We start from the raw sequence: 19,724 nt of genomic DNA on the forward strand, positions 1-19,724 counted from the left end.
TGCTCCCTGCGGAGCTTGACCCGTTCTGACCTGCTGAAACCGTTCGATGCGCGGCCCCTATCGACGTTTTGGGCTGCGAATGCGCGGGGCGGCGACGGGCCTATGTGGGTGCCGGACGAAGGGATGGCATCGACATGTCCAACCGGCGACGCCTGAAGCGGCTCCTCACACGGAAACTGCAGGAGGCAGGTCGGCAGTACGAGTCGTTACGGCGCTCGACGGACGACCAACTCGCCGAGGCCCGTGAATCCTACCAGCACGCCAGGAACGCCCGTGGCATTCCCTCGGACGAGGAGGGCCGGGCCAAGATCGTCTGCCGTCGCCACACCGAACGCCGCGCCGCCCTGCTCGACGAGGAGTTCCGTCCGGCGTGTTTCGAGGCGGGCCACCCGGACTGCGAGGGCTGTGCGGAGGACGTCCGTGCCGGGCGGATCGAGACGTGGTGAGACGGGGACAACACTATCAATCCGTTAGGACGTTGTAGCGCCATGGCTCGCGACGAACGGTCCGAGACGTCCTCCGAGGCGGCATCCGACGATGACGATCCGAAGGAAGGGAAATACGACAACTACGTCGACAAACTCCTCGACGTGCTCGGTCTCCTCACGTAGCGGGCGCTCGTCGCTCGTCAGTTGTCGGGAGTCGCAGGTTTCGCTTTTCCTATTGTGGGTCTCACATTCCGTTTTCCTCCGCCGACTCGACGATTCCCGTTTCGAGAACGTCGAGGTCACCGGTCATCGTCACGCGAAGCTCGTCGCCGTCGAGGGGCATTCGGACCGCGAGGCGGGCCGGTTCGCGTTCGACGAGCTCGGTGTACTCGTCGGAAACGCACCACGGGAGCGTCCAGTACGGTCGTTCTTCGAGACGGACACCACGTTCCTGATGGAAGTTTACGACGGTCGAGTGATCGAGCAGGCGCAGGCCCGGAGCGGAGCAGAGGGTGTGCCCGCACTGGGAGCACTCGTGGTCGACGCGCGTGCTGGCGCCGAGACAGCAGTCGGCGTCGGCCTCGACGACGCGAGTCTCCATGCGGCCGCTGCACTCCGGACAGACGCCGTCGGCGGCCAGACAGTGCAAGTGGCGCACTCGCTGATCGAACGCCTCGGCGATCTCGACGCGGGAGCGGTCGCCGAGGCCGCCCGGCGGAAACTGGTACTCGCCGTGGCCGTGCCCGCACGCGGTGCAGGTGATCGCCAGGTGCTCCTCGCCGTAGCTCGCCTCGAGTTGGCCGTTACAGTCGACACATCGCCCCTGCACGGTGAACGGCTCGATCGTCGGGTGTTCGTTGAACGAGCCCGCGATGACCGACCGGACGACCTTCTCGCCGGCGTGTTTGAAGTCGTACCCGGTGGCGCCGTCGGCGTCACCGTGGTGAGCGCCCCCCGATTCGCCGCGGCCGTCGGCCCGGCTTCCGCCGTCGACCTTGGTGACGAAGTGCCCCTCGAGTTGCTGGAGATGGTAGTTGAACTGCGCCGAATCGCGAACGCCCACGGCTCGTCGCAGGTCCGAGAATGCGACCGGCCGTTCGTCGGCGGCCCACAGCGCTTGCAGGATGCTCAGTCGGGTTTCGTTGGCGACGAGCGCGAAGGCGTCGGCCGGGTCGAGACAGTCCGTGCACGCGAAGGCTGGATCGTCCGCCGGGACGGCGTCCTCGGCGAACGGATCGAACTCCGAGTGGTCCGTTCCGCTCATACCGGTGCCTCTCACCATACCAGGTAAAAGGTTCGCCAAAGCACAGTTACGTTGTCTAGATTTCATTTCTCTCCGAACCGCCAGTCCCGCAACCGCACCGGAACAGTAGGTTTATCAATCGCAGACGGCGAAAACCCGGTAGAGATTACTCTCGTCTTATGTCAGGAAACGATCAACCGGAGGTGAACATCGGACTCGTCGGCCACGTCGACCACGGCAAGACCACGCTGGTGCAGGCACTCTCGGGCGCCTGGACGGACCAGCACTCGGAGGAGATGAAACGCGGTATCTCCATCCGCCTCGGCTACGCCGACGCGACGTTCCGGCAGTGTCCGGACGTCGACGAACCCGAGTGTTACACCGTCGAGGAGGAGTGTCCGGACGGCTCGGAAAGCGAGCCGATGCGGACCGTCTCGTTCGTGGACGCGCCGGGTCACGAGACCCTGATGGCGACGATGCTCTCTGGGGCATCGCTGATGGATGGCGCCGTCCTCGTCGTCTCGGCGAGCGAACCTGTCCCCCAGCCCCAGACCGAAGAGCACCTGATGGCGCTCGACATCATCGGGATCGACAACATCGTCATCGCGCAGAACAAGGTCGACCTCGTCGACGGCGAGCGGGCGCGCGAGAACTACGAGGAGATCCAGGAGTTCGTCGCCGGCACCGTCGCCGAGGACGCTCCCGTCGTTCCGGTCAGCGCCGGACAGAACGTCAATATGGACCTGCTCATCCAGGCTATCGAGCAGGAGATCCCCACGCCCGATCGCGATCCCGAGGCCGATCCGCGGATGCACGTCGCCCGTAGTTTCGACATCAACAAACCGGGAACGACGGCCGCTGATCTCGCCGGTGGCGTACTGGGCGGCAGTCTCGTCGAGGGTGAACTCGCCGTCGACGACGCCATCGAGATCCGACCCGGTCGCGAAGTCGAGGAAGGCGGCCAGTCCGAGTACGTCCCGATCGAGACGACGATTCGCTCGCTGCAAGCGGCGGGCGACTCGGTCGAGACGGCCACCCCCGGCGGCCTGCTCGGTATCGGGACCGGCCTCGACCCGGCGCTGACGAAGGGCGACGCACTGGCTGGCCGCCTCGCCGGCCCGCCGGGCTCGCTCCCACCGACGTGGCAGTCCTTTACGATGTCGGTGGAACTGCTGGATCGCGTCGTCGGAGCCGACGAAGCCGACGGCGAGATCGACGAGATCTCGACCGGCGAACCGCTCATGATGACCGTCGGCACGGCGACGACCGTCGGCGCCGTCACCAGCGCGCGATCGGGCGAGTGCGAGGTCAACCTCAAACGGCCGGTCTGTGCCGAACCGGGCGCGAAGATCGCGATCAACCGCCGCATCGGCGCGCGGTGGCGACTGATCGGCGTCGGCACCCTCACTGACGAATGACGACACGCGTGGCCCTCGATACGAGTGCGCTCATGATGCCCGTCGAACTCGACGTGCGGCTGTTCGACGAACTCGATCGCCTGCTCGACGGCGGGCCACGTCCGATCGACCTGCAGGGAAACGAGGAACTGGCGGCGGGCGGCTACGAGCCGGTCACGCCGCAGCCGGTTCTCGAAGAGCTCCGCCGACTTGCCGAAAAAGGCGGGACCGAAGGGACGGCCGCATCCGTCGGCCACGACCTGGCGACCGAGCGCTGCCTCCCCGTCGACACGGAAGAATCGTACGCCGACGACGCCCTGGTCGAGCTCGCCGAAGCGGGGATGGTCGACGCCGTCGTCACGAACGATCGGCCGCTGCGTGAGCGCGTGCTCGCGGAAGGGATACCGGTACTTGCATTACGCGGGAGAAACAAATTGGGACTCACTCAACCATAGATGTACAAACGGGTCAGACTGAAAGACACGGTCGAAGTACCGCCGGAGGCTCTGGGCGACGTCTCGCCCGACCTCGTGAAGCGATTGCTCCAGGACAAACTCGAGGGACGGATGGACGAAGAAGTCGGCTCCATCGTCTCCGTCGTCGACGTCGACGACATCGGCGAGGGGACGGTCCTGCCGAACGAACCCGGCGTCTACTACGAGGCCGAGTTCGACGCCGTCACGTTCGATCCGAAGATGCAGGAAGTCGTCGACGGAACCGTTGTCGAGGTCGTCGAGTTCGGCGCCTTCGTCGGCATCGGCCCCGTCGACGGCCTGCTGCACGTCTCGCAGATCTCCGACGAGTACCTGGCGTTCGATCGCGAGAACCAGCGTCTCTCCTCGTCGGAGTCCGATCAGGCCCTCGGCGTCGAGGACGCCATCCGCACCCGGATCGTCACGAAGAGCATCGACGAGCGCAACCCGCGCGACTCCAAGATCGGGCTGACGGCCAAACAGCCCGGCCTCGGCAAGCACGGCTGGCTCGAGGAAGCGCGCGACGAGCCGGAAGCCACGGCGGGTGAGTGACGATGGCGTCGAACCGACTCGTTTGTCGCGAGTGCCACCTCGTCAACGATGCCGACGCGGAGACCTGCGCGTCCTGTGCGTCCTCTTCCCTCACCGAAGACTGGGCGGGCTACGTCGTCATCGCCCACCCGGAAGAGTCCGAGATCGCGACGGAGATGCAGGTCGACGAACCCGGCGCGTACGCGCTCAAGGTCCGGTGAGCACACCGCTCACACAGTACCAGTGACAGATTCGTCTCCATCAGACGCCGACGACGCTTCCCCACCGGAGCCGCTGGTCTCGCTGCCGACGTCCCTCCGACACGAACTCAAAGACCCAATCGGGCCCGTCGAGACGGACCCCCACTCACTTCTCGAGGCCGCCGGCGAGCCGCTCGTGACCGTCGGCGACGTCGTCACCTACCACGTTCTCGAGGCCGATCGGACGCCTGACGTCGCTCTCGTCGACGGCATCACCAAACGCGAGGCGGTCGACGCCGTCATCCGCGAGACCGTGACGGCCGGCGAGACGGTCGACGTCGAAAATCCACAGGGTGCGCTCACCGACGCGCTGATTCGGGCGCTCGTCGCGGCGATCGACGACCCCGACCCGGTGACGATTCTGGTCGACGGCGAGGAAGACCTGGCGACGTTGCCGGCGATCGTCGCCGCACCCGAGGGCGCGAGCGTCGTCTACGGCCAACCCGACGAGGGGATGGTCCACGCGGTCGTCACCGACGAGCGGCGCGCAGCGATCCGATCGCTGCTGGCTCGCTTCGACGGCGATCCCGAAGCGCTGTTTTCGATTCTCGATCGCTGAGTCGCGGTCGTGGTGACTCTGCGAGCCGCCAGGGCGCCGATCAGGAGTCGACGAACGGGTTGGCGCCGTCGACGAGATTCGTCTTGTACACGCCGCGGGTCGTCGCGAGTCGCCGATCTTCCGCGTCCGTGAGTTCGACCTCGACGACGCCGGTGTCGCTGCCGTATCTGACGACCTCCGCGGCGCCGTAGATGTCGCCGGTCGCGGGACGGAGGTAGTCGATCCGCACGTCGAGGGTCGGTCCTGGCGTCCCCTCGACCGAGGCGATCGCCGCCGCGGAGAGCGAATCGGCGAGGCCGAACGGGACGGCGCCGTGGGCCAGTCGCGTCGATTCCGAGAGCGAGTGGTGGTCGTCGAGTTCGAGTCGGCCTTCGACGTAGCCCTCCTCGACGTGCGTGAGTTCGATGCCGAGGTGCTCGCCGAACGGGTAGCGGTCGTTGAAACGTTCGAGAACGTCCATAGTCGGAACTCGAACCGGTCTGATATTATTGTTTCTCCATATTGAACGAAAATCCGCGGGGCCACGCCGATGACAGTAGCTGTCGAAGCTGCTTACGGAGCGCCAGCCATGACGAATGTGCTCGTCGTGTCGCCGTTTCGGATCTGCCGTGTCTCCTCTGGCGCCAGCCGAATCGCGTCGCCCGGTTCCATCGAAATCTCCTCGCTCTCGACCGTGACCGTAGCGTTGCCGTCGACGAGGTAGTAGACCTCCTCCTGGCCGTCCTCGGCGTGGTCGTGTTCCATCCCCTCCCACTCCGGGTCGCACTCGAGGACGCTGAACCCGAGTTCCTCGCAGTCCAGTTCGTCCCGCATGAAGTGCAGTGCGCCCGCGGTCGCGTCGACGTCGGTGTAGTTGGCTGTCGTTGGCATCGTCGCCTTCCGATTTGAGCGCCAGCGACAAGAAGGTGCGGCTGATCCGCCGCCGTCCGTCGCGGTTATTTGCGGCTGATTCCCCACTGCTGTCGAGATTTTCACCGCTTTCCCGCGATCGCTCGTCGGTCGCCGGGAGCTCTCGTCCCGCGTCGCGCCACCTACGTTCGCATCGCCGCCAGCAGGGCCGTGGCTCCGAGGAGGACCAGCGCGACCGCCGAAACGGGTTGCTCGGACGGACCGGCGAGGAAGGCTGCGTATCCGACGGCGACGCCCACCAGTCCGACAGTTGCGCTGGCGATGGCGTGTGCGAGTTCGATCCGGATCGTCGAGGCCGCACGGCCGAGTTGCTCGCCGACGGTGATCCCGTACCGACCGACGTCCCAGGCGACCGTCGCACAGAACGCGCCGCAAACCAGTGCGAGGGCCGGGACGCCCTGTAGCCCGCCGAGCAGCAGTCCGAGCGTGAGCACTGCGAACCCGTATCCGACCGAGCGGCGCGAGCCGGTGATCGCCCCGCCGGCGAGGAGCACGACGCCCGGGAGTCCGAAGAGCTGGGCCGTCTGCGTCGGGACGAGGAGCGCCGTCACCACCGACAGCGCCGTCGCGAGCGCGGCGCTCGTTCGTCCCGGTCTCCGATCGATCGATCGGGCCGTCCCTTCGGACCGAGCAGGTGCGGGTCGACCGATCGCATCACGTACTTGTCGGGCCCTCCGTTCGAGCCACGACTCGGTCGTCCCGCCGTCGCTTCGCGACGCGGTCATCGGCTCCACCCCGCCGCTTCGGCCAGCGTCCGTTCGAGCGGTTCCCCCGCGGCCCAGTCGATTACCGTCAGTTCTTCGCGCCTGAGCGCGTCGAGACGGTCTTCCCGCTCGAAGCGAGCGAGGCGAGTGTGGACCGAGGTTGCGACCGTCGGATCCGGGCTGATCACCGTCACCGCGCGGCCGTGGTCGCGAAGCCGGCGAGCGACCGTCGCCGGCTCGTCGTCACAACACGGTGAGAGGACGAGTAGTTGCGTCTCGGCGGGGAGGCGCCGATGGAGGCGATCGATTCGACCGCGTAACCGCCGATTTCTGGCCTCGGCCGACGGGGGTCGCGACCGGTCTCGGTCCGGTGGCTGGCTCGACAGGGCGGGGTGGGTGTTCAGGAGCGTCCGGCCGTGCGTCCGGTGAGCGTCGCCGGCGGCCGGTTCGAGCCAGCACTCGTCGTCCCGGCCGAGTGCGGTGATGCCGACCTGATTTCCGGCGTCCAGCAGCGCCGTGAAGAGGCGGTCCGCGGCCTCGACGCTCTTGTCGACGGCGTGGGTCGCTGTCGGGCCCGGCGAGCGATAGGCTCGCCGACGGGCGTCGAGCACAATCATCACGGTCGCCGCTCGTTCCTCCCGGAAGTCGATCGTTCCCAGTTCCCCGGTTCGAGCGCGTCGGTGCCAGTCGATACGGGTCCGCGGGTCGGACGGTCGATACTCACGCGTCGAGTGAAATTCGAGGCCCGACCCGCCCGTCTCCGTCTCGACCACTCCCGGGAGCCAGTCCGTGACCGCCCGCCGGAGCGTGGCGTCGTGACCGTCGTCGGGAAGCGTACAGTGAAGTCGCGTCTCCCGGGAGACGGTGATCGTCCGCTCGGTCGCGCCGAGCGGATCAGCGAGGGTCACGGCGGCGCCGTCCCACTCGTGTTCGCCACGTCGAGCCGTGACCGTGTACGAAAACGTCGACCGGGCGCCCGGCCGCAGGACGGTCCCGTGACGGGGTGAGCCGTCGACGACAGCGAGTCCGTCCGGGACGCCGTCGACGACGCGCACGTCCGAACAGAGGCCGGCCCCGTCGTTCCGAACGCCGACCGTGACGGTGACTTCGTCGCCGGGGTCAGGCGCCGGGTCGTCGAGGTGACGGTCGATCGCGAGTACCGCCCCGCCGTCGTCGTGGGTGGCGACCGGTTCGGCGATCCACGCGTAGCCGGCGAACCCGACGAAGACGACGCTCGCGAGGACGAGTCCCGGGTTCGCGGCCATCGCGCCGACGCCGCCAACGACGAAGGCGACGGCGGCGATCCCGCTCCAGTGAAAGGTCTCCCGTTCGGCGTCGAGTTCGCCGGTCGCGTCGGTCACGACTCTCTCACCTCCCCGTTCGTGACCTCGTTCGCCCCGTCCGGCGGCTGTCCAGTCTCGTCAGTCGCCCGCCTGCTCTCGTTCGCCGCCGATCGGGCCTCTCCGACGGCGACGTCGAGTTTTCGGTTCCCGTCTCTGAGCGAGGCGATTTCGTCCATCACCCGTTTGCGTTCGCGGTCGTCGATGTCCGAACGGGTGAGTCGGGCGCGCAGCCGGGACCGAAGCGGCGGTCGCACGTCCTCGCTTATCGCGGCCGCCGCGAGTCGGTCGTTCGTCCAGGAGCCGTCATCGATTCGCTCTTCGGCGGCCGTAGACGAGAGTCCCGTCGCGTCGACCAGTGAGACGACCGCTCGCGTTCTGATTCGGTCCCGGAACTCGTGCTGGGGGAGCGTCTCGAACGCGTCGCCCGGAACCGGGAGCTGGGTCCCCGGCTCGGGATCGCGCGGCTGCCAGAGGCGTGCGTTCGTGACTCGCTGGTCGGCGGCGGAGAACAGCCCGAAAACGATCGTGACCGTCGCGACGCCGGCCACGAGGAGTCGGTTGTCGGTTTCGAGCACCGCGACGCTGGGACTAATGAACAGCACGATCCCCGCGACGAGTAGCGCCAGCCCGATGATCGGCAGACGGCCCAGCCCACCGCGGTCCTCGTCGGCGACGCCGACTCTTGAGTCAGTCCAGTCGCCCTCGTCGGTGGTGCCGGCTCCTGAGCCCGTCCGGCCGTCCTCGTCGGTGGCGACGGCTTCTGGGCCCGTCCAGCCGCCCTCGCCGTGACCGTCGTCGAGGGCGCCCTCGGTTTCGCTCGCCTCGTCCGCATCGGTCGTCTCGTCCACAGCGGTTGGGGCTCCCGATTCGGCGTCGGTTGTCCCCCGCTCGCTCATTCGTCGGCCTCCGCGTATTCTCGCTCGATTCGTTCGAGCGCTGCGACCGCTCGGTCCGTTCGGCTCGCCGGGTCGCGTTCGCCGTAGCGGACGTCCCTGAAGAGTCGTGTGATCTCCGAGACGTCACCGGGGCGCATTCCCGCTTCGATCGCCAGCCGTTCGAACTCGGCGGGCGGTATCGTTTCGGGACGGACCATGCCGAGATGGTCGGTCATCTCGAGCCAGGCGCGGTACACTTCGTTCTCGACGTCCGCCTGCGCGTCGATCCGGGCCGCGGCCGTCCCGGCGGACGCGGCGATCGCGTCCAGATCGACCGGGCGGTCGGGTTCGACGTGGCGCTCGTCGACGGCCACGTCGTCACGGTCCGCGCTGATCCAGAGGAACCCGACAGTCCCGATCAGGCCGATCACGACGGCGGCGAGGACGAGTAGCGGCGACGGAGCCAGTCCGGCGAGCCAGGTCGTTCGAGGGTCGGCGCCGACGAGCGACGAACACCCGAGCGACCAGAGGATCGTCGGAACGCCGACGACGAGGACGGGGATCGTCGAACCGAGCAGTCGATACCCGGCGGCCATGCCGAGTCCGACGATGCCGAGAGCGGCGGCGAGTCCGCCCGGCTCGTCGAGGGCCGCCGGACAGAGGCTGCCGTCCGACTGGCCGCTGGGGAACTCGAGGTATTCGAGCAGTTCGAGATTGGGGGAGAACGAGCCGCCGTCGCCTCCGCTCTCGGGAACGGTTCCGGTATCGATCGTCGCCGCGACCAGTCCGACGGCACAGACGAGCACGATGACGGCGGCCACGCGGGTGCGGTCGCGTGCCATCGTTACTCGGGTGCCGGAGTGTCTGACCGCGAGACGGTTGGGACCGGCACGGACTCGAGCGCGTCGGCGAGGATCGCGCGTTTGGAGACGTCCTCGACCGCCGCCTCGGGCGTCAGGACCAGTCGATGAGCGAGGACGGACGGGGCGACCGTCGTGATGTCGTCCGGAGCGAGGTAGTCCCGCCCGTCGAGGACGGCTTTCGCCCGCGACACTTCGAGCAGGCGTTGCGTCCCGCGCGGAGAGACCCCGACGCGGACCCGTTCGGCCCGTCGCGTGGCCGCGGTAATCGCCGTCATGTAGGGTATGAGGTCGTCAGTCACGGTGACTGCCTCCGGCGCCGCCTGCAGCGCCCGAACGTCGTCGGCGGACGAGCAGACGGCCGAGACGGACGGCAACTTCTCCGTCCGATCCGTTCGCTGGCGTAACAACGTCGCCTCGCCGTCCTGGCCGGGGTAGCCGATCGCCGTCTTCACCGCGAAGCGGTCGACCTGCGCCTCCGGCAGGGGGAAGGTCCCCTCACTCTCGACCGGGTTTTGCGTCGCGATCACGACGAACGGGTCCGGCAACGACATTGTGTCGCCGGCGACGGTCACCTGGCGTTCGCTCATCGCTTCGAGGAGGGCGGCTTGCGTCTTCGGCGGGGCGCGGTTGATCTCGTCGGCCAGCACGACGTTCGCGAAGAGCGGCCCCTCGGTGAACTCGAAGGTCGCCTCGTGTTCGTCGTAGATGTGGGTCCCGGTTACGTCCGCCGGGAGCAAGTCCGGCGTAAACTGGATGCGGGAGAACGGGAGGTCGAGCGCCGATGCGATGGATTTCGCGGTGAGCGTCTTCCCCGTCCCCGGGACGTCTTCGAGCAGGACGTGCCCGCGAGCGAGCACGCCCACGAGGACCGTTTCGAGGAACTCCCGATCGGCGATCACCGCCTCGCCGATCTCGTCCAAGAGCTGTTCGCACGTCGATGCGGCCGCGGATGGATCAGTGACGTTCATCGGTAGTAGGGAGGGGTCGTCGACAGGGAGCCGACGTTCGTTGGGCGTTCCGTCGACCGAGCGGAGACGGTCGCGTCGATCGCCGCGGATAACTCGAACCGATCGCACACGGTGAGCGATCGAGCGCTGTTTTGACGGACGATTGGGATGGGAACGACCGATCGAAGTTTCGCGGCCGATCGATTCGGTATCGTCACCTAAAAATTACACCCTGGTGACGTAATCCTTTTGATCAGTTTTTCAGTCCGGCTGGGGTCGTCGAGAAGCTATTTATCCGTCGCGGCAGTCACTCGATCCATGTACGACTTCGCGGTCGTCGGCGTCGGCCCCGCCGGCGCACGGTTCGCCAGACGGGCGGCCGCCGCCGGTCACGACGTCCTCGCCCTCGAACGCGGTCAGATCGGCACCCCGCTCGCGTGCTCCGGCCACGTCAGCACGGATATCTGGCAGTTCACCGGCGACGGTGCCCGTACGCACCTGTTGCAAAACGAGGTGCGCGGCGCCCGCTTTCACGTCGACGGGCCCGGAAGCGACGCGTACCCGTTCTACCGCGACGAACCGGTCTCGAACGTCGTCGACCGCGTCGAACTGGATCGCCACCTCGCCGACCTGGCTCGCGAAGCCGGCGCGGACGTCCGCGAGGGCCATCGGGTGACCGACGTCGAGGAGCGAGCCGACCGGGTCGTCCTGACGGTCGCCGGGCCGGACGAGACACACGAATTCGCGGCGAAACTGGTTGCGGGCTGCGACGGCCCCCGGTCGCGAGTCCGCGAGGCACTTTCCCTCCCCGAACCCGACGAGTTCCTCCACGGGGTACTGGCGTTCGCCGACGACCCCGATCACGACGACTTCGTCGACGTCCACCTCACGGCGCCGACCTTCTTCGCCTGGCGGATCCCCCGCGGCGACGCCGGCGTCGAGTACGGGCTGGCCGCGCCGCCGGGCGAGGCAGTCAAACACCACTTCGACGAGCTCGTCGCCGACTACGGCGTGTCCGTCTCTCACCGCTGCTCCGGCGCGATCCCTGTCGGTCCACCCGACCGCGTCACCGCGGATCGAGCGTTCCTGCTCGGCGACGCGGCCGCCCAGACGAAGCCGTTCACCGGTGGTGGAATCCTTTACGGGATGCGCTGTGCCGACCACGCCGCTCGCGAGATCGATCCCGACCATCCCTCAACCGTCGCCGCCTACGAACGCGCCTGGCGGCGCGACATCGCCACCGACCAGCAACTGGGCCACTGGATTCGGCGTGCCTACTCGTTCCCCGAACCGGTCCAACACGCGGGCCTCAAAACCTTCTCCGGCGAGATCGGCGTCCACATGGATCGCCCGACGTCGGTGTTCTCGACCGAGCACCTTCGGGCGATGCTGTCCCGGTAGTCGGGCCCGAATTCGATGGATGACCGGGAGGATTCCTATCCGTCTCCGATCGGTCATCAGTTTCGCTTGTTCACCTGTTGTGGATGCGTTCCTGGGTACCGAGTGGTCGAATCGTCCCGCGCGCGGTTGATGACAGCACCCGTACCGATCGTGGTGATGATGAACCTGCCGAGGCCGCCGAGGATCGGGACGCTCCTGCTGAATGCGACGACAACCGTGACGAGGCAGTCGCTCACCCACCACTCGATCAGCCAGCGACCGAATGCGAGTCCGCCTGCCCAGTCGCGTCGGTCGGCCGACCGGGACGAGATCAGGGGTAACTAGGCAGCCGCGCGGACCGTTCCGATCCGTCGACGAACGGCAACTCGGTCGCAGTCGCAGGGAGCGCTTCGCCGTCGACACGGACGGTGAGGGACGACGCGTCGAGGTCGAAATCGACGAGCGCCAGCGCGATGGGCGTCTCGAGTGTCGGGCTCGTCATCGACCGCGTCACCTCGCCGACGACGCTGTCTCCGTCGAAGACGGCGGCGCCGGGTTCGGCCGTCTGGTCGGCTGCATCGGCCGATTCGGCTGTCCCGTCGCCCGTTTCGGCCGTTTCGGTCGAGTCGCTTACCGCGGTCGTGTCGTCTGCCTCTCCCGTATCGCCGTCAGTTCCGAGCGTCAGCCCGATCAGGCGGCGGCTCGGCTGGCCGCGATTCTCGACCCGTGAGACGACCTCCTGGCCGACGTAACAGCCCTTGGCGAAGTCGAGGGCGTTCCGGAGTCCGAGGACGTTGGGAATCGTCCCCGCCAGTTCGTGTTCGAAGAGCGGTGTTCCGGCTTCGAGCGTCAGCGATCCCCAGGTCTGGTAGCCGAACGGCGCGGCGTTCATTCCCTGCACGGAGAGCGCTTCGAAGACGGCAGGTGCGTCCGTGACGTCGCAGATAATTTCGTATCCCTCCTCGCCAGTCGGCGCGTCGGTTCGGATCACGCTCACGCCGGCGTCGGCGATCGAGCCGCGGACGAACGTGAGCGGTTCGTCGGGCGTCGCCGAACCGTGGAGGACGCTCGCGACTTTCTCGGTGGCTTGCGGGCCGTGGACGCCGAAGATCGCGAGGTCGTCCGTGACGTCGTCGATCTCGACGTCCTGGATGAACACCTTCTCGGCCCACTCGTCGGCGAGTGCCTCGGCCCGGCCTGGTGGCGTGAAACACAGCACCCGCTCACCGGCGTTGTAGACGTACAGATCCGTTTCGATCCCACCCTGGGGGTCGAGCAACAGTGCGTAACAGCCCTCCCCTTCCGAGGACGGGACCCGATTCGAGAGGACGTTGTCGACGTAGTCGATCCGATCGTCGCCCCGGACGGAGACGACGCCGACGACCCGCTCGATCAGTCCGACGCCGTTTCGAACGGCGCGATGGGCCCGCTCCGGGCGCCCGTAGTGAGAGACGACCGTCCTGTCGCCTCGAGTGGCGAACGTCGCCCCGTGATCGGCGTGAGTCGACTCGATGCTCATCATCGTCACTAGTCGGGGATACGGACCCTTTTACGTGGCGATCCGTCGTGACGGCCGCCCAGCGTCGACGACCGGTCTGGGGCGACGATCTCGGGCGTCTGCTACCGTCCGGCCCGGACCGTCGGGGCGGTATCCGTCACGGGACGCCGACTCAGAACGGGAACCGCTCGCGCACCCACTCCACGATCGACCCGTCGGACTCGGCCGCGCCCGGTTCCGGGACGACCCGGGGGGCGGGTTTGATCACCGTCTCGCTCGCACTGTTCTCGACGACGATCAGGTCCTCGTCGTTGAGGCTGGCGAGTGCGGTCTCCAGGCGATCGATGTCGATCGAGACGGCGGCCCGGAGCTCGAAGACGGTCATCCCGTCTTCGTTCCGGTCGACGAGGGCGTCGAGTATCGTAACCTGTGTCTCGTCGCGGTCACGATACTCCCGCTTGGCTCGCATACTCGCCCCTTCGTGCCCGCAGGGTTTGACGTTTGTCGTCCTCGGTGGGGCTGGGTGAGACGCCCGTCAGACACCAGGCGGTACGTTTTTCACTCCCGCGCGGGCTACCCAACTCAATGGCTGTTCGATGTTCGCTGCTCGGTCACGACTTCGGGGCGACAGAAGTCGAACGCGAGCGCGAAGAACGCGGAAGTGAAGTCGTCGTCACCGTGACGGAGTACGAATCCTGCACACGGTGTGGCGAACGAACCGTTATCAGCGAGAACACCGAAGTCCGGGGGATCGAGCCGGCGGACGACCCCGAGCCGGCGACGGCCGCCGGGGCCGCTTCGGAGTCGGTCGACGACGCGACGGCGCCGGCCGAATCGACCCCCGCGGCCGATTCCGAGACGCCCGCGGGTGACTCACGGCCGTCCGAGCCCGAGTCGGAACCACTCCCGACCGACGAGCACGGCGAACCGATCACCGACGACGCGGAGATTCTGGATGAACCAGCCGCCGAACCCACCGCCGAGGCCGATCGTGACCGGGCGCACGGTGCGTGGCCCGACTCAGACGACGTCGGCCAGGACGACGCGTCCGACAAACCGACCGAATGGCCGGCGGCTGCGTCCGACGAGACCGCCGCTCCCGAGGCCGACCCGATCGACGAAGGCGGCTCACCGGAGGCAGTCTCGACGGCAGCTGATCGCGAGACGGCGACGGCCACCAGCGGGATTCAGCGCGCGGGGACTGCCCCGGCACCGGGCGAGACCGGCCCGCGCGACGACGTCCCCGTCGAGTTCTTCTGCCCGCGCTGTTCGTTCGTCGCGCCGGGCGACCGCAGCTCGCTTCGCGCGGGCGATATCTGCCCCGAGTGCAAGAAGGGCTACCTCGGCGAACGCGAGCGCTGAAATCCTCGTTCGTCGCGGATGAAAAGAGGTAAAGAGCCTCCCGTATTTCCAACGAGCCATGAAGGAGTACAAGATGCGCCGCGGTGAGTACCTCGAAGAACGGATCCCCGACATGGAAGCCTCCATCGAGGACTACTTCGGCCCGATCACCGGGACGGAGGAGTTCAAGGGCAGTGCACTGCACGTCGTCGCGGAACCCGACAACCCCGTCTTCGAGCGAATCGTCGTCGGCGCCGTCGAATACTCCGGGAAGAAGGACAAACTCGCCGTCGAGTTCCACGAACGCGACCCGACCGAACTCGGTCCGGACGAACTCGAAGCCGCTGCCGACGCCGTCGACGCGAAGAACGACTTCCTCCTCGAAGCGACCGGTCGCGACGCGAAAGCCCGACGCGACTCCCTCAAACGCGCCGTCGAAGACGACCCCGACCACGACGTCGAGTAACGCCGATTTTCGACGACTGTCCGTACAGATCACTCACGAGTCTGTGAGCGATGCTGCGAGGAGCGTCTGTCAGTCCGCACTGCAGGTCTCCGATACCGATCTGAAAATTGCGCAGCTGTCGTGGGAGTCACGCCGACGGCCGTCGAGCCTCGTCCGGTCCGTTCAAGCCGTTGCCCGGTCAGGCCGTCCGGCCGGCGTCGACGTCGATCGCGTCGACCGGACAGACGTCGACACAGAGCATACAGTCGATGCACTGGGCCTCGTGGGTCGGGTCGGCTTTCTTCTCACTCTCGGGGTGTCCAGGCGTGTCGACCCACTCGAAGACGTCGACCGGGCAGTCCTCGAGACAGGCGCCGTCGGCGAGGCAGATGTCGAAGTCGACGGCGACGTGGGTCCCGTGGATGCCGAGTTCCTCCGGCTCGTCGACGGGGCCCCAGACGCTGTGTCCCTCGTGTTCGTCTACCTGGTCGCGGTTCTCGTGAAATTGTGGGTCGATGGCCATCGCTAGCAGAGGTGACTGGCCGGCAGCCCTTAAATCTATGTCCGGCTCGAACGGCGACGCGTACGCTGGTGAGCGATCATTCCATCGACGTAGTCCACTCCCCACAACCGTGTCCCTCAGTAGCGACCGCCAACCGCGCGATTTCCGAGGATCGCGGCACAGACAACGACGAGCAGCGCCGTGAGGACGCCGAACGCGACGCCCCAGCCGAAGGCGTCGGCGAGGAGGCCCGTCCCAACGGAGCCGAGCGCGCCGAGCATTCCGTAGACGGTCCGGACGAACCCGAATCCTGCCCCTTCCTCTTCGGGTGTGAACACGTCGAAAAAACGCGGGAGGAACGCCGCCGACCAGCTCAGCCCGACGCCCAGTGTGACGACGGCGAACCCGGTCGCGAGCCAACCGGGAACGGCGACGAGGGCGACGAATCCCAGGGCCGCGATCGCCAGACTGACCGCCGTCGTCTCGTCGCGCCCGTAGCGGTCCGAGGCCGTCCCGACGAGCGGGCTGGCGACGCCCTGAACGAGAAAGTACGCGGAGAAGATGCCGCCGGCGACCGGCTCCGGGTAGCCGCGAAACTCGTGGAGGAACGTCGGCAGGAAGGAGGCCGTCGCCTGCCAGACGAACGCGGAGAGTATCGAAATCCCGATCGCGAAGGCGATCGGCGGCCGCCGAAGCAGTTCGAGCAAGGGGCCGCCCTCGAATCGTTCGCGCATCGGCTGGTCGGGTCGCTGGGGCTCCGTCGGCCGGACGAACCGGGCGAAGAGCACGAACACGACGCCAGCGACGACGGCCCCGATCGCGATGGCCGGTTCCCAGCCGTAGCGGACGCCGACCCACGCTGCGATCCCGGGAACCGCCAGGCCCGCGATCGGGCCGCCGGCCGTGTGAACGCCGATCGCCTTCCCGACGTCGTCGTACGTCCGCGTGAGCAACGTCGTCCCGACGCTGTAGTGGAGCCCGGCTAGCGCTCCGAGCGCGAGCGTTGCCACCACGAAGACGGAGAAGACGGGCGAGAGCGCGAGTGCGAGACTGGCGAGCGCCGTCCCGCCGAGCGAGAGCAAGATCACCGGCCGTTCGCCGAACCTGTCGGCGAGCACGCCGCTGGGAAACTGCGACAGAAAGTACGACATCCACAGGCCCGTCAGCGCGACCCCCACGACGGTGTTCGAGACGCCGAAGTCGGCCCGGATCTGCGGCACGACGGGGCTGATGACCATCCGCGCCGCCATCGTCGCGAAGAACGCGAGCGTGGTCAGCGCGAGCACCGTCCGTCTGTATGGCCAGCGCATGTCGTGGAGTCACCAGTTACGGTCGGGTCTACCGACTCCTCGTCACCGGCGGGAAAAAGCGTCGTTGATACCGGTCGTCACCGCCGCCATTCCCGTGGGTAGTGTCCACCGTCAGTTTTCGCTCTCACTGCTTTCGCTGTTCGAGCCGTCTCACGACAGGCGACGATGATTCCGCTCAAATGACTGGATATCTAGAAAAAATTTATTATGGTTAATATTGCATATTATGGCGTATCGGTTCGAGGTAATACCATGAACTCCAACGCTAATTCAACCGAAGCCAGCCGTCCCGGCGATGAAACCGCGAGCGCCACGCGACGCGACGTGTTGCGGGTCGCGGGTGCAACGACTGTCGCCTCGGCGATCGCGAGCGTCGTCCCCGCTACGACGGCTGCACAGAGCGACGATATCCGAGAAATTGACTTCCGGGACGGGACGCCGCCGGTATCGGACGGGCCACAGGGCCGAACCGAGGTCGTCTTTCACGCACACGGCTACACGCAGTCGGGCAACAGCGTGGACGAGGCCGCGCAGTTCCGTTCGAACGCGCGAGAACTCGGGTACGGCGGAACTGTCGCGGCGGTCACCTGGGACGACTTCGGGTTTCCGGGGACGGCCGAAGGAAACGCTCGCGACACCGGCGACGCGTTCGCCGGTTGGCTCCAGGACTTCCGCGCAGAGAATCCCGAGACGACGATTCGACTCCTCGGGTACTCGATGGGCGGTATCGTCGTGATGGAGGCGGTAGCCGGTATCGACGGCGCGTTCACGCTCGCGAACGCGGACACGATCGGCTCCTACGAGGTATCGAGCGCGCCTTGCGAGGGAGCCGGGTTCTACGACGCCATCGCGAACTCCTGTGAGGGAATGCACAACTACTGGTCGGCAAACGACTGGATCGCCCGTCTGGGATCCGCTGGCGGCGCCAGTTGCACCGACTCGGAAACTCCCACGAACTACCACGACGTCGACGTGAGCGAGTTCGTCGCCAGTCACTCCGACTACAAGGCGAGTCCCGGTTGTATCCAGGCGATCCTCGACAACTACTAGGCGGAAGGCGAACACGGGTCGAAAATCGAACTCGCAGCGTCGACGCGAGACGCTCATCTTTCTGAGCTTCTCGCGCCTACGGCACTCACGGGTCGTTCCTCCCCGTTCGCGTAACTGCGGTCTTCGCTACGCTCAGCCCTCGCTCGCCCCGAACCGCGCCCTACTCACGGCTCCCGCTGGTCGCCGTTCGTCATACCGAGGATTTCGCTCACTTCGTTCGCTCAATCCTCGCGCTACTTGCGGGTCGCTTCGCTCCCCGCTCGCTTTTTCGAGGTTCTCGCGCCTACGGCGCTCACGGGTCACTCCGTTCCCCGTTCGCGTTCCCGAGGCCTCACTTCGTTCGGCCTCGCACGCTCCGAACCGCGCTCTACTCAAACGCCGCAATCCCAGTCAAATCCTGGCCGAGAATCAGCGTGTGGATGTCGTGGGTGCCTTCGTAGGTGTAGACAGTCTCCATGTTCGCCATGTGGCGCATGGGCGAGTAGTCGGTCGTGATACCGTTGCCGCCGAGCATTTCGCGGGCGACGCGGGTCTGGTCGCGAGCCATGCGGACGTTGTTGCGTTTGGCCATCGAGACGTGCTGCGGGCGGAGGTCGCCGCGTTCTTTGAGTTCGGCGAGACGGTAGGCCAGCAGCTGGGCGGTGGTGATCTGGGTGGCCATCTCGGCGAGTTTCTCCTGCTGGAGCTGGAAACGCGCGATGGGGCCGTCGAACTGGTCGCGTTCGAGGGCGTAGTCGCGGGCCTGTTCGAATGCGTCGCGGGCGGCGCCGACGGCGCCCCAGGCGATGCCGTAGCGCGCCTGGGTGAGACACGACAGTGGTCCCTTCATCCCGGAGACGCCGGGAAGGACGTTCTCCTCGGGGACGCGGACGTCGTTCAGGCCGATCTCGCCGGTGATCGAGGCGCGCAGCGAGAGTTTGTCGTCTAACTTGTTCGTCGAGAACCCGTCGCGGTCGGTCTCGACGAGGAAGCCGCGGACGGGTTCGTCGTCGGCCGAGCGGTCGCGCGCCCAGATGATCGCCACGTCGGCGATCGGCGCGTTCGTGATCCAGGTCTTCGAACCGTTGATGAGGTAGCCGTCCGCATCCTTCTCCGCGGCGGTTTCCATTCCGGAGGGATTCGAGCCGTGTTCGGGCTCGGTGAGGCCGAAGCAGCCGATGGCCTCGCCCGTCCCCATGTCTCGGAGCCACTCGTCCTTCTGGGCCTCGCTGCCGTAGGCGTGGATCGGGTACATGACGAGCGAACCCTGCACCGAGGCCATCGATCGAACGCCGGAGTCGCAGGCCTCGAGCTCCTGCATCAGGATGCCGTAGGCCGTCTCGGAGACGTTCGGGAGGCCGTAGCCCTCCAGATTCGGAGCGAAGAACCCGAGTTCCCCGAGTTCGGGGATCAGGTCGGTGGGGAAGGTCCCCGCCTCGTAGTGGTCGGCGATGTCCGGACGGACCTTCTCGTCGACGAACTCGCGAGCCGTGTCACGGATCATTCGCTCCTCGGCGTCTAAATCTGCCTCCAGGGAGACGTAATCCAGCATGCCAATTGCTGGGACGAGCGGCGTGAAAAGCGCTCCTATGTTGCCAGCGTGGCTCGCCTTCTGTCACCGTCTCGTGTTCTCGCCGAGTCGTCGCTTCGGCCGTTCATCGGCTCCCCATCTCTCCGCTGATGCGTC

25 protein-coding genes are annotated in these 19,724 nt (G+C 66.9%); 11 read left to right on the top strand and 14 right to left on the bottom strand.

Annotated features, from left to right (window positions below; genetic code table 11):
* The first annotated feature begins 134 nt into the window (after positions 1-134).
* Both C479_RS11650 and C479_RS16940 read left to right on the top strand, forming a co-directional pair.
* A complete protein-coding gene (locus C479_RS11650; protein WP_007702644.1) occupies positions 135-446 on the top strand; it encodes a DUF7091 family protein in 312 nt (103 codons plus the stop codon).
* A 42-nt stretch (positions 447-488) separates the two neighbouring features.
* Positions 489-611 (top strand): hypothetical protein, encoded by a 123-nt coding sequence (locus C479_RS16940; protein WP_275039666.1) that lies wholly within the window; start codon positions 489-491, stop codon positions 609-611.
* A gap of 61 nt (positions 612-672) precedes the next feature.
* Here the strand turns inward: C479_RS16940 and C479_RS11655 are convergent, their stop codons facing one another.
* On the bottom strand, positions 673-1,692 hold the full coding sequence (locus C479_RS11655) for a winged helix-turn-helix domain-containing protein (RefSeq protein WP_007702646.1): 1,020 nt from the start codon (positions 1,690-1,692) through the stop codon (positions 673-675).
* A 158-nt stretch (positions 1,693-1,850) separates the two neighbouring features.
* On the opposite strand from C479_RS11655, the gene C479_RS11660 reads away from it, so the two are divergent.
* The 5 genes from C479_RS11660 to C479_RS11680 are packed head-to-tail and all read left to right on the top strand — an operon-like array spanning position 1,851 to position 4,891.
* Entirely contained in the window at positions 1,851-3,089 is a 1,239-nt protein-coding gene (locus C479_RS11660; protein WP_007702649.1) for a translation initiation factor IF-2 subunit gamma, read from the top strand.
* Entirely contained in the window at positions 3,086-3,523 is a 438-nt protein-coding gene (locus C479_RS11665; RefSeq protein ID WP_007702655.1) for a PIN domain-containing protein, read from the top strand. The genes C479_RS11660 and C479_RS11665 overlap by 4 nt, the downstream gene beginning before the upstream one ends.
* Positions 3,524-4,093, top strand: coding sequence for a DNA-directed RNA polymerase (locus C479_RS11670; protein ID WP_007702661.1), 570 nt, complete (start codon positions 3,524-3,526; stop codon positions 4,091-4,093).
* 2 nt (positions 4,094-4,095) lie between these two features.
* Positions 4,096-4,293 (top strand): transcription elongation factor subunit Spt4, encoded by a 198-nt coding sequence (spt4, locus tag C479_RS11675; RefSeq protein WP_007702662.1) that lies wholly within the window; start codon positions 4,096-4,098, stop codon positions 4,291-4,293.
* Between the two features lie 22 nt (positions 4,294-4,315).
* A complete protein-coding gene (locus C479_RS11680) occupies positions 4,316-4,891 on the top strand; it encodes a GTP-dependent dephospho-CoA kinase family protein (RefSeq protein ID WP_007702663.1) in 576 nt (191 codons plus the stop codon).
* Between the two features lie 40 nt (positions 4,892-4,931).
* Here C479_RS11680 and C479_RS11685 read toward each other — a convergent pair whose 3' ends face one another.
* The 7 genes from C479_RS11685 to C479_RS11715 all read right to left on the bottom strand — a co-directional run bounded on the left by C479_RS11685 (position 4,932) and on the right by C479_RS11715 (position 10,553).
* On the bottom strand, positions 4,932-5,351 hold the full coding sequence (locus C479_RS11685) for a PaaI family thioesterase (protein ID WP_007702664.1): 420 nt from the start codon (positions 5,349-5,351) through the stop codon (positions 4,932-4,934).
* A gap of 92 nt (positions 5,352-5,443) precedes the next feature.
* Complete coding sequence (locus C479_RS11690; protein ID WP_007702665.1) at positions 5,444-5,761, bottom strand: cupin domain-containing protein; 318 nt, start codon at positions 5,759-5,761, stop codon at positions 5,444-5,446.
* Between the two features lie 161 nt (positions 5,762-5,922).
* Positions 5,923-6,525 (bottom strand): DUF7519 family protein, encoded by a 603-nt coding sequence (locus C479_RS11695; RefSeq protein ID WP_049907257.1) that lies wholly within the window; start codon positions 6,523-6,525, stop codon positions 5,923-5,925.
* Positions 6,522-7,865 carry a DUF58 domain-containing protein gene (locus C479_RS11700; RefSeq protein WP_007702667.1) on the bottom strand — a complete coding sequence of 448 codons (1,344 nt, stop codon included), beginning with the start codon at positions 7,863-7,865 and terminating at the stop codon, positions 6,522-6,524. The genes C479_RS11695 and C479_RS11700 overlap by 4 nt, the downstream gene beginning before the upstream one ends.
* A complete protein-coding gene (locus tag C479_RS11705) occupies positions 7,862-8,743 on the bottom strand; it encodes a DUF308 domain-containing protein (RefSeq protein WP_007702669.1) in 882 nt (293 codons plus the stop codon). The genes C479_RS11700 and C479_RS11705 overlap by 4 nt, the downstream gene beginning before the upstream one ends.
* Positions 8,740-9,564: a DUF4129 domain-containing protein gene (locus C479_RS11710; RefSeq protein WP_007702670.1), complete on the bottom strand. Its 825-nt coding sequence runs from the start codon at positions 9,562-9,564 to the stop codon at positions 8,740-8,742. The genes C479_RS11705 and C479_RS11710 overlap by 4 nt, the downstream gene beginning before the upstream one ends.
* A 2-nt stretch (positions 9,565-9,566) precedes the next feature.
* Positions 9,567-10,553 carry an AAA family ATPase gene (locus C479_RS11715; protein WP_007702671.1) on the bottom strand — a complete coding sequence of 329 codons (987 nt, stop codon included), beginning with the start codon at positions 10,551-10,553 and terminating at the stop codon, positions 9,567-9,569.
* 297 nt (positions 10,554-10,850) lie between these two features.
* Here C479_RS11715 and C479_RS11725 point away from each other — a divergent pair, with 297 nt between their 5' ends.
* Entirely contained in the window at positions 10,851-11,933 is a 1,083-nt protein-coding gene (locus C479_RS11725) for a geranylgeranyl reductase family protein (RefSeq protein WP_007702673.1), read from the top strand.
* A gap of 56 nt (positions 11,934-11,989) precedes the next feature.
* Here C479_RS11725 and C479_RS16270 read toward each other — a convergent pair whose 3' ends face one another.
* From C479_RS16270 to C479_RS11740, 3 genes are all read right to left on the bottom strand, one after another.
* The gene (locus C479_RS16270; protein WP_049907258.1) at positions 11,990-12,169 is read right to left on the bottom strand and encodes a hypothetical protein; all 180 of its coding nucleotides are present in this window, start codon (positions 12,167-12,169) and stop codon (positions 11,990-11,992) included.
* 74 nt (positions 12,170-12,243) lie between these two features.
* The gene (gene ygfZ, locus C479_RS11735) at positions 12,244-13,434 is read right to left on the bottom strand and encodes a CAF17-like 4Fe-4S cluster assembly/insertion protein YgfZ (RefSeq protein ID WP_049907259.1); all 1,191 of its coding nucleotides are present in this window, start codon (positions 13,432-13,434) and stop codon (positions 12,244-12,246) included.
* A gap of 148 nt (positions 13,435-13,582) precedes the next feature.
* Positions 13,583-13,879 carry a DUF6432 family protein gene (locus C479_RS11740; RefSeq protein WP_007702678.1) on the bottom strand — a complete coding sequence of 99 codons (297 nt, stop codon included), beginning with the start codon at positions 13,877-13,879 and terminating at the stop codon, positions 13,583-13,585.
* A gap of 116 nt (positions 13,880-13,995) precedes the next feature.
* Here C479_RS11740 and C479_RS11745 point away from each other — a divergent pair, with 116 nt between their 5' ends.
* Together C479_RS11745 and C479_RS11750 are read left to right on the top strand one after the other, a co-directional pair.
* Entirely contained in the window at positions 13,996-14,772 is a 777-nt protein-coding gene (locus C479_RS11745) for a DUF7093 family protein (protein WP_007702680.1), read from the top strand.
* 58 nt (positions 14,773-14,830) lie between these two features.
* Positions 14,831-15,217 carry a DUF5611 family protein gene (locus C479_RS11750; protein WP_007702694.1) on the top strand — a complete coding sequence of 129 codons (387 nt, stop codon included), beginning with the start codon at positions 14,831-14,833 and terminating at the stop codon, positions 15,215-15,217.
* Positions 15,218-15,395: 178 nt separating this feature from the next.
* On the opposite strand, the gene C479_RS11755 is transcribed toward C479_RS11750, so the two are convergent.
* Positions 15,396-15,719 (bottom strand): 4Fe-4S dicluster domain-containing protein, encoded by a 324-nt coding sequence (locus C479_RS11755; protein WP_007702698.1) that lies wholly within the window; start codon positions 15,717-15,719, stop codon positions 15,396-15,398.
* Positions 15,720-15,835: 116 nt separating this feature from the next.
* Positions 15,836-17,008 carry an MFS transporter gene (locus C479_RS11760; RefSeq protein WP_049907260.1) on the bottom strand — a complete coding sequence of 391 codons (1,173 nt, stop codon included), beginning with the start codon at positions 17,006-17,008 and terminating at the stop codon, positions 15,836-15,838.
* A gap of 252 nt (positions 17,009-17,260) precedes the next feature.
* On the opposite strand from C479_RS11760, the gene C479_RS11765 reads away from it, so the two are divergent.
* Positions 17,261-18,058, top strand: coding sequence for a cutinase family protein (locus C479_RS11765; protein ID WP_007702704.1), 798 nt, complete (start codon positions 17,261-17,263; stop codon positions 18,056-18,058).
* Positions 18,059-18,425: 367 nt separating this feature from the next.
* On the opposite strand, the gene C479_RS11770 is transcribed toward C479_RS11765, so the two are convergent.
* Positions 18,426-19,589, bottom strand: a complete 1,164-nt coding sequence (locus C479_RS11770) for an acyl-CoA dehydrogenase family protein (protein WP_007702706.1) — start codon at positions 19,587-19,589, stop codon at positions 18,426-18,428.
* Positions 19,590-19,724: the final 135 nt, after the last annotated feature.

The organism is Halovivax asiaticus JCM 14624, from assembly GCF_000337515.1.
GTDB classification, from domain to species: domain Archaea; phylum Halobacteriota; class Halobacteria; order Halobacteriales; family Natrialbaceae; genus Halovivax; species Halovivax asiaticus.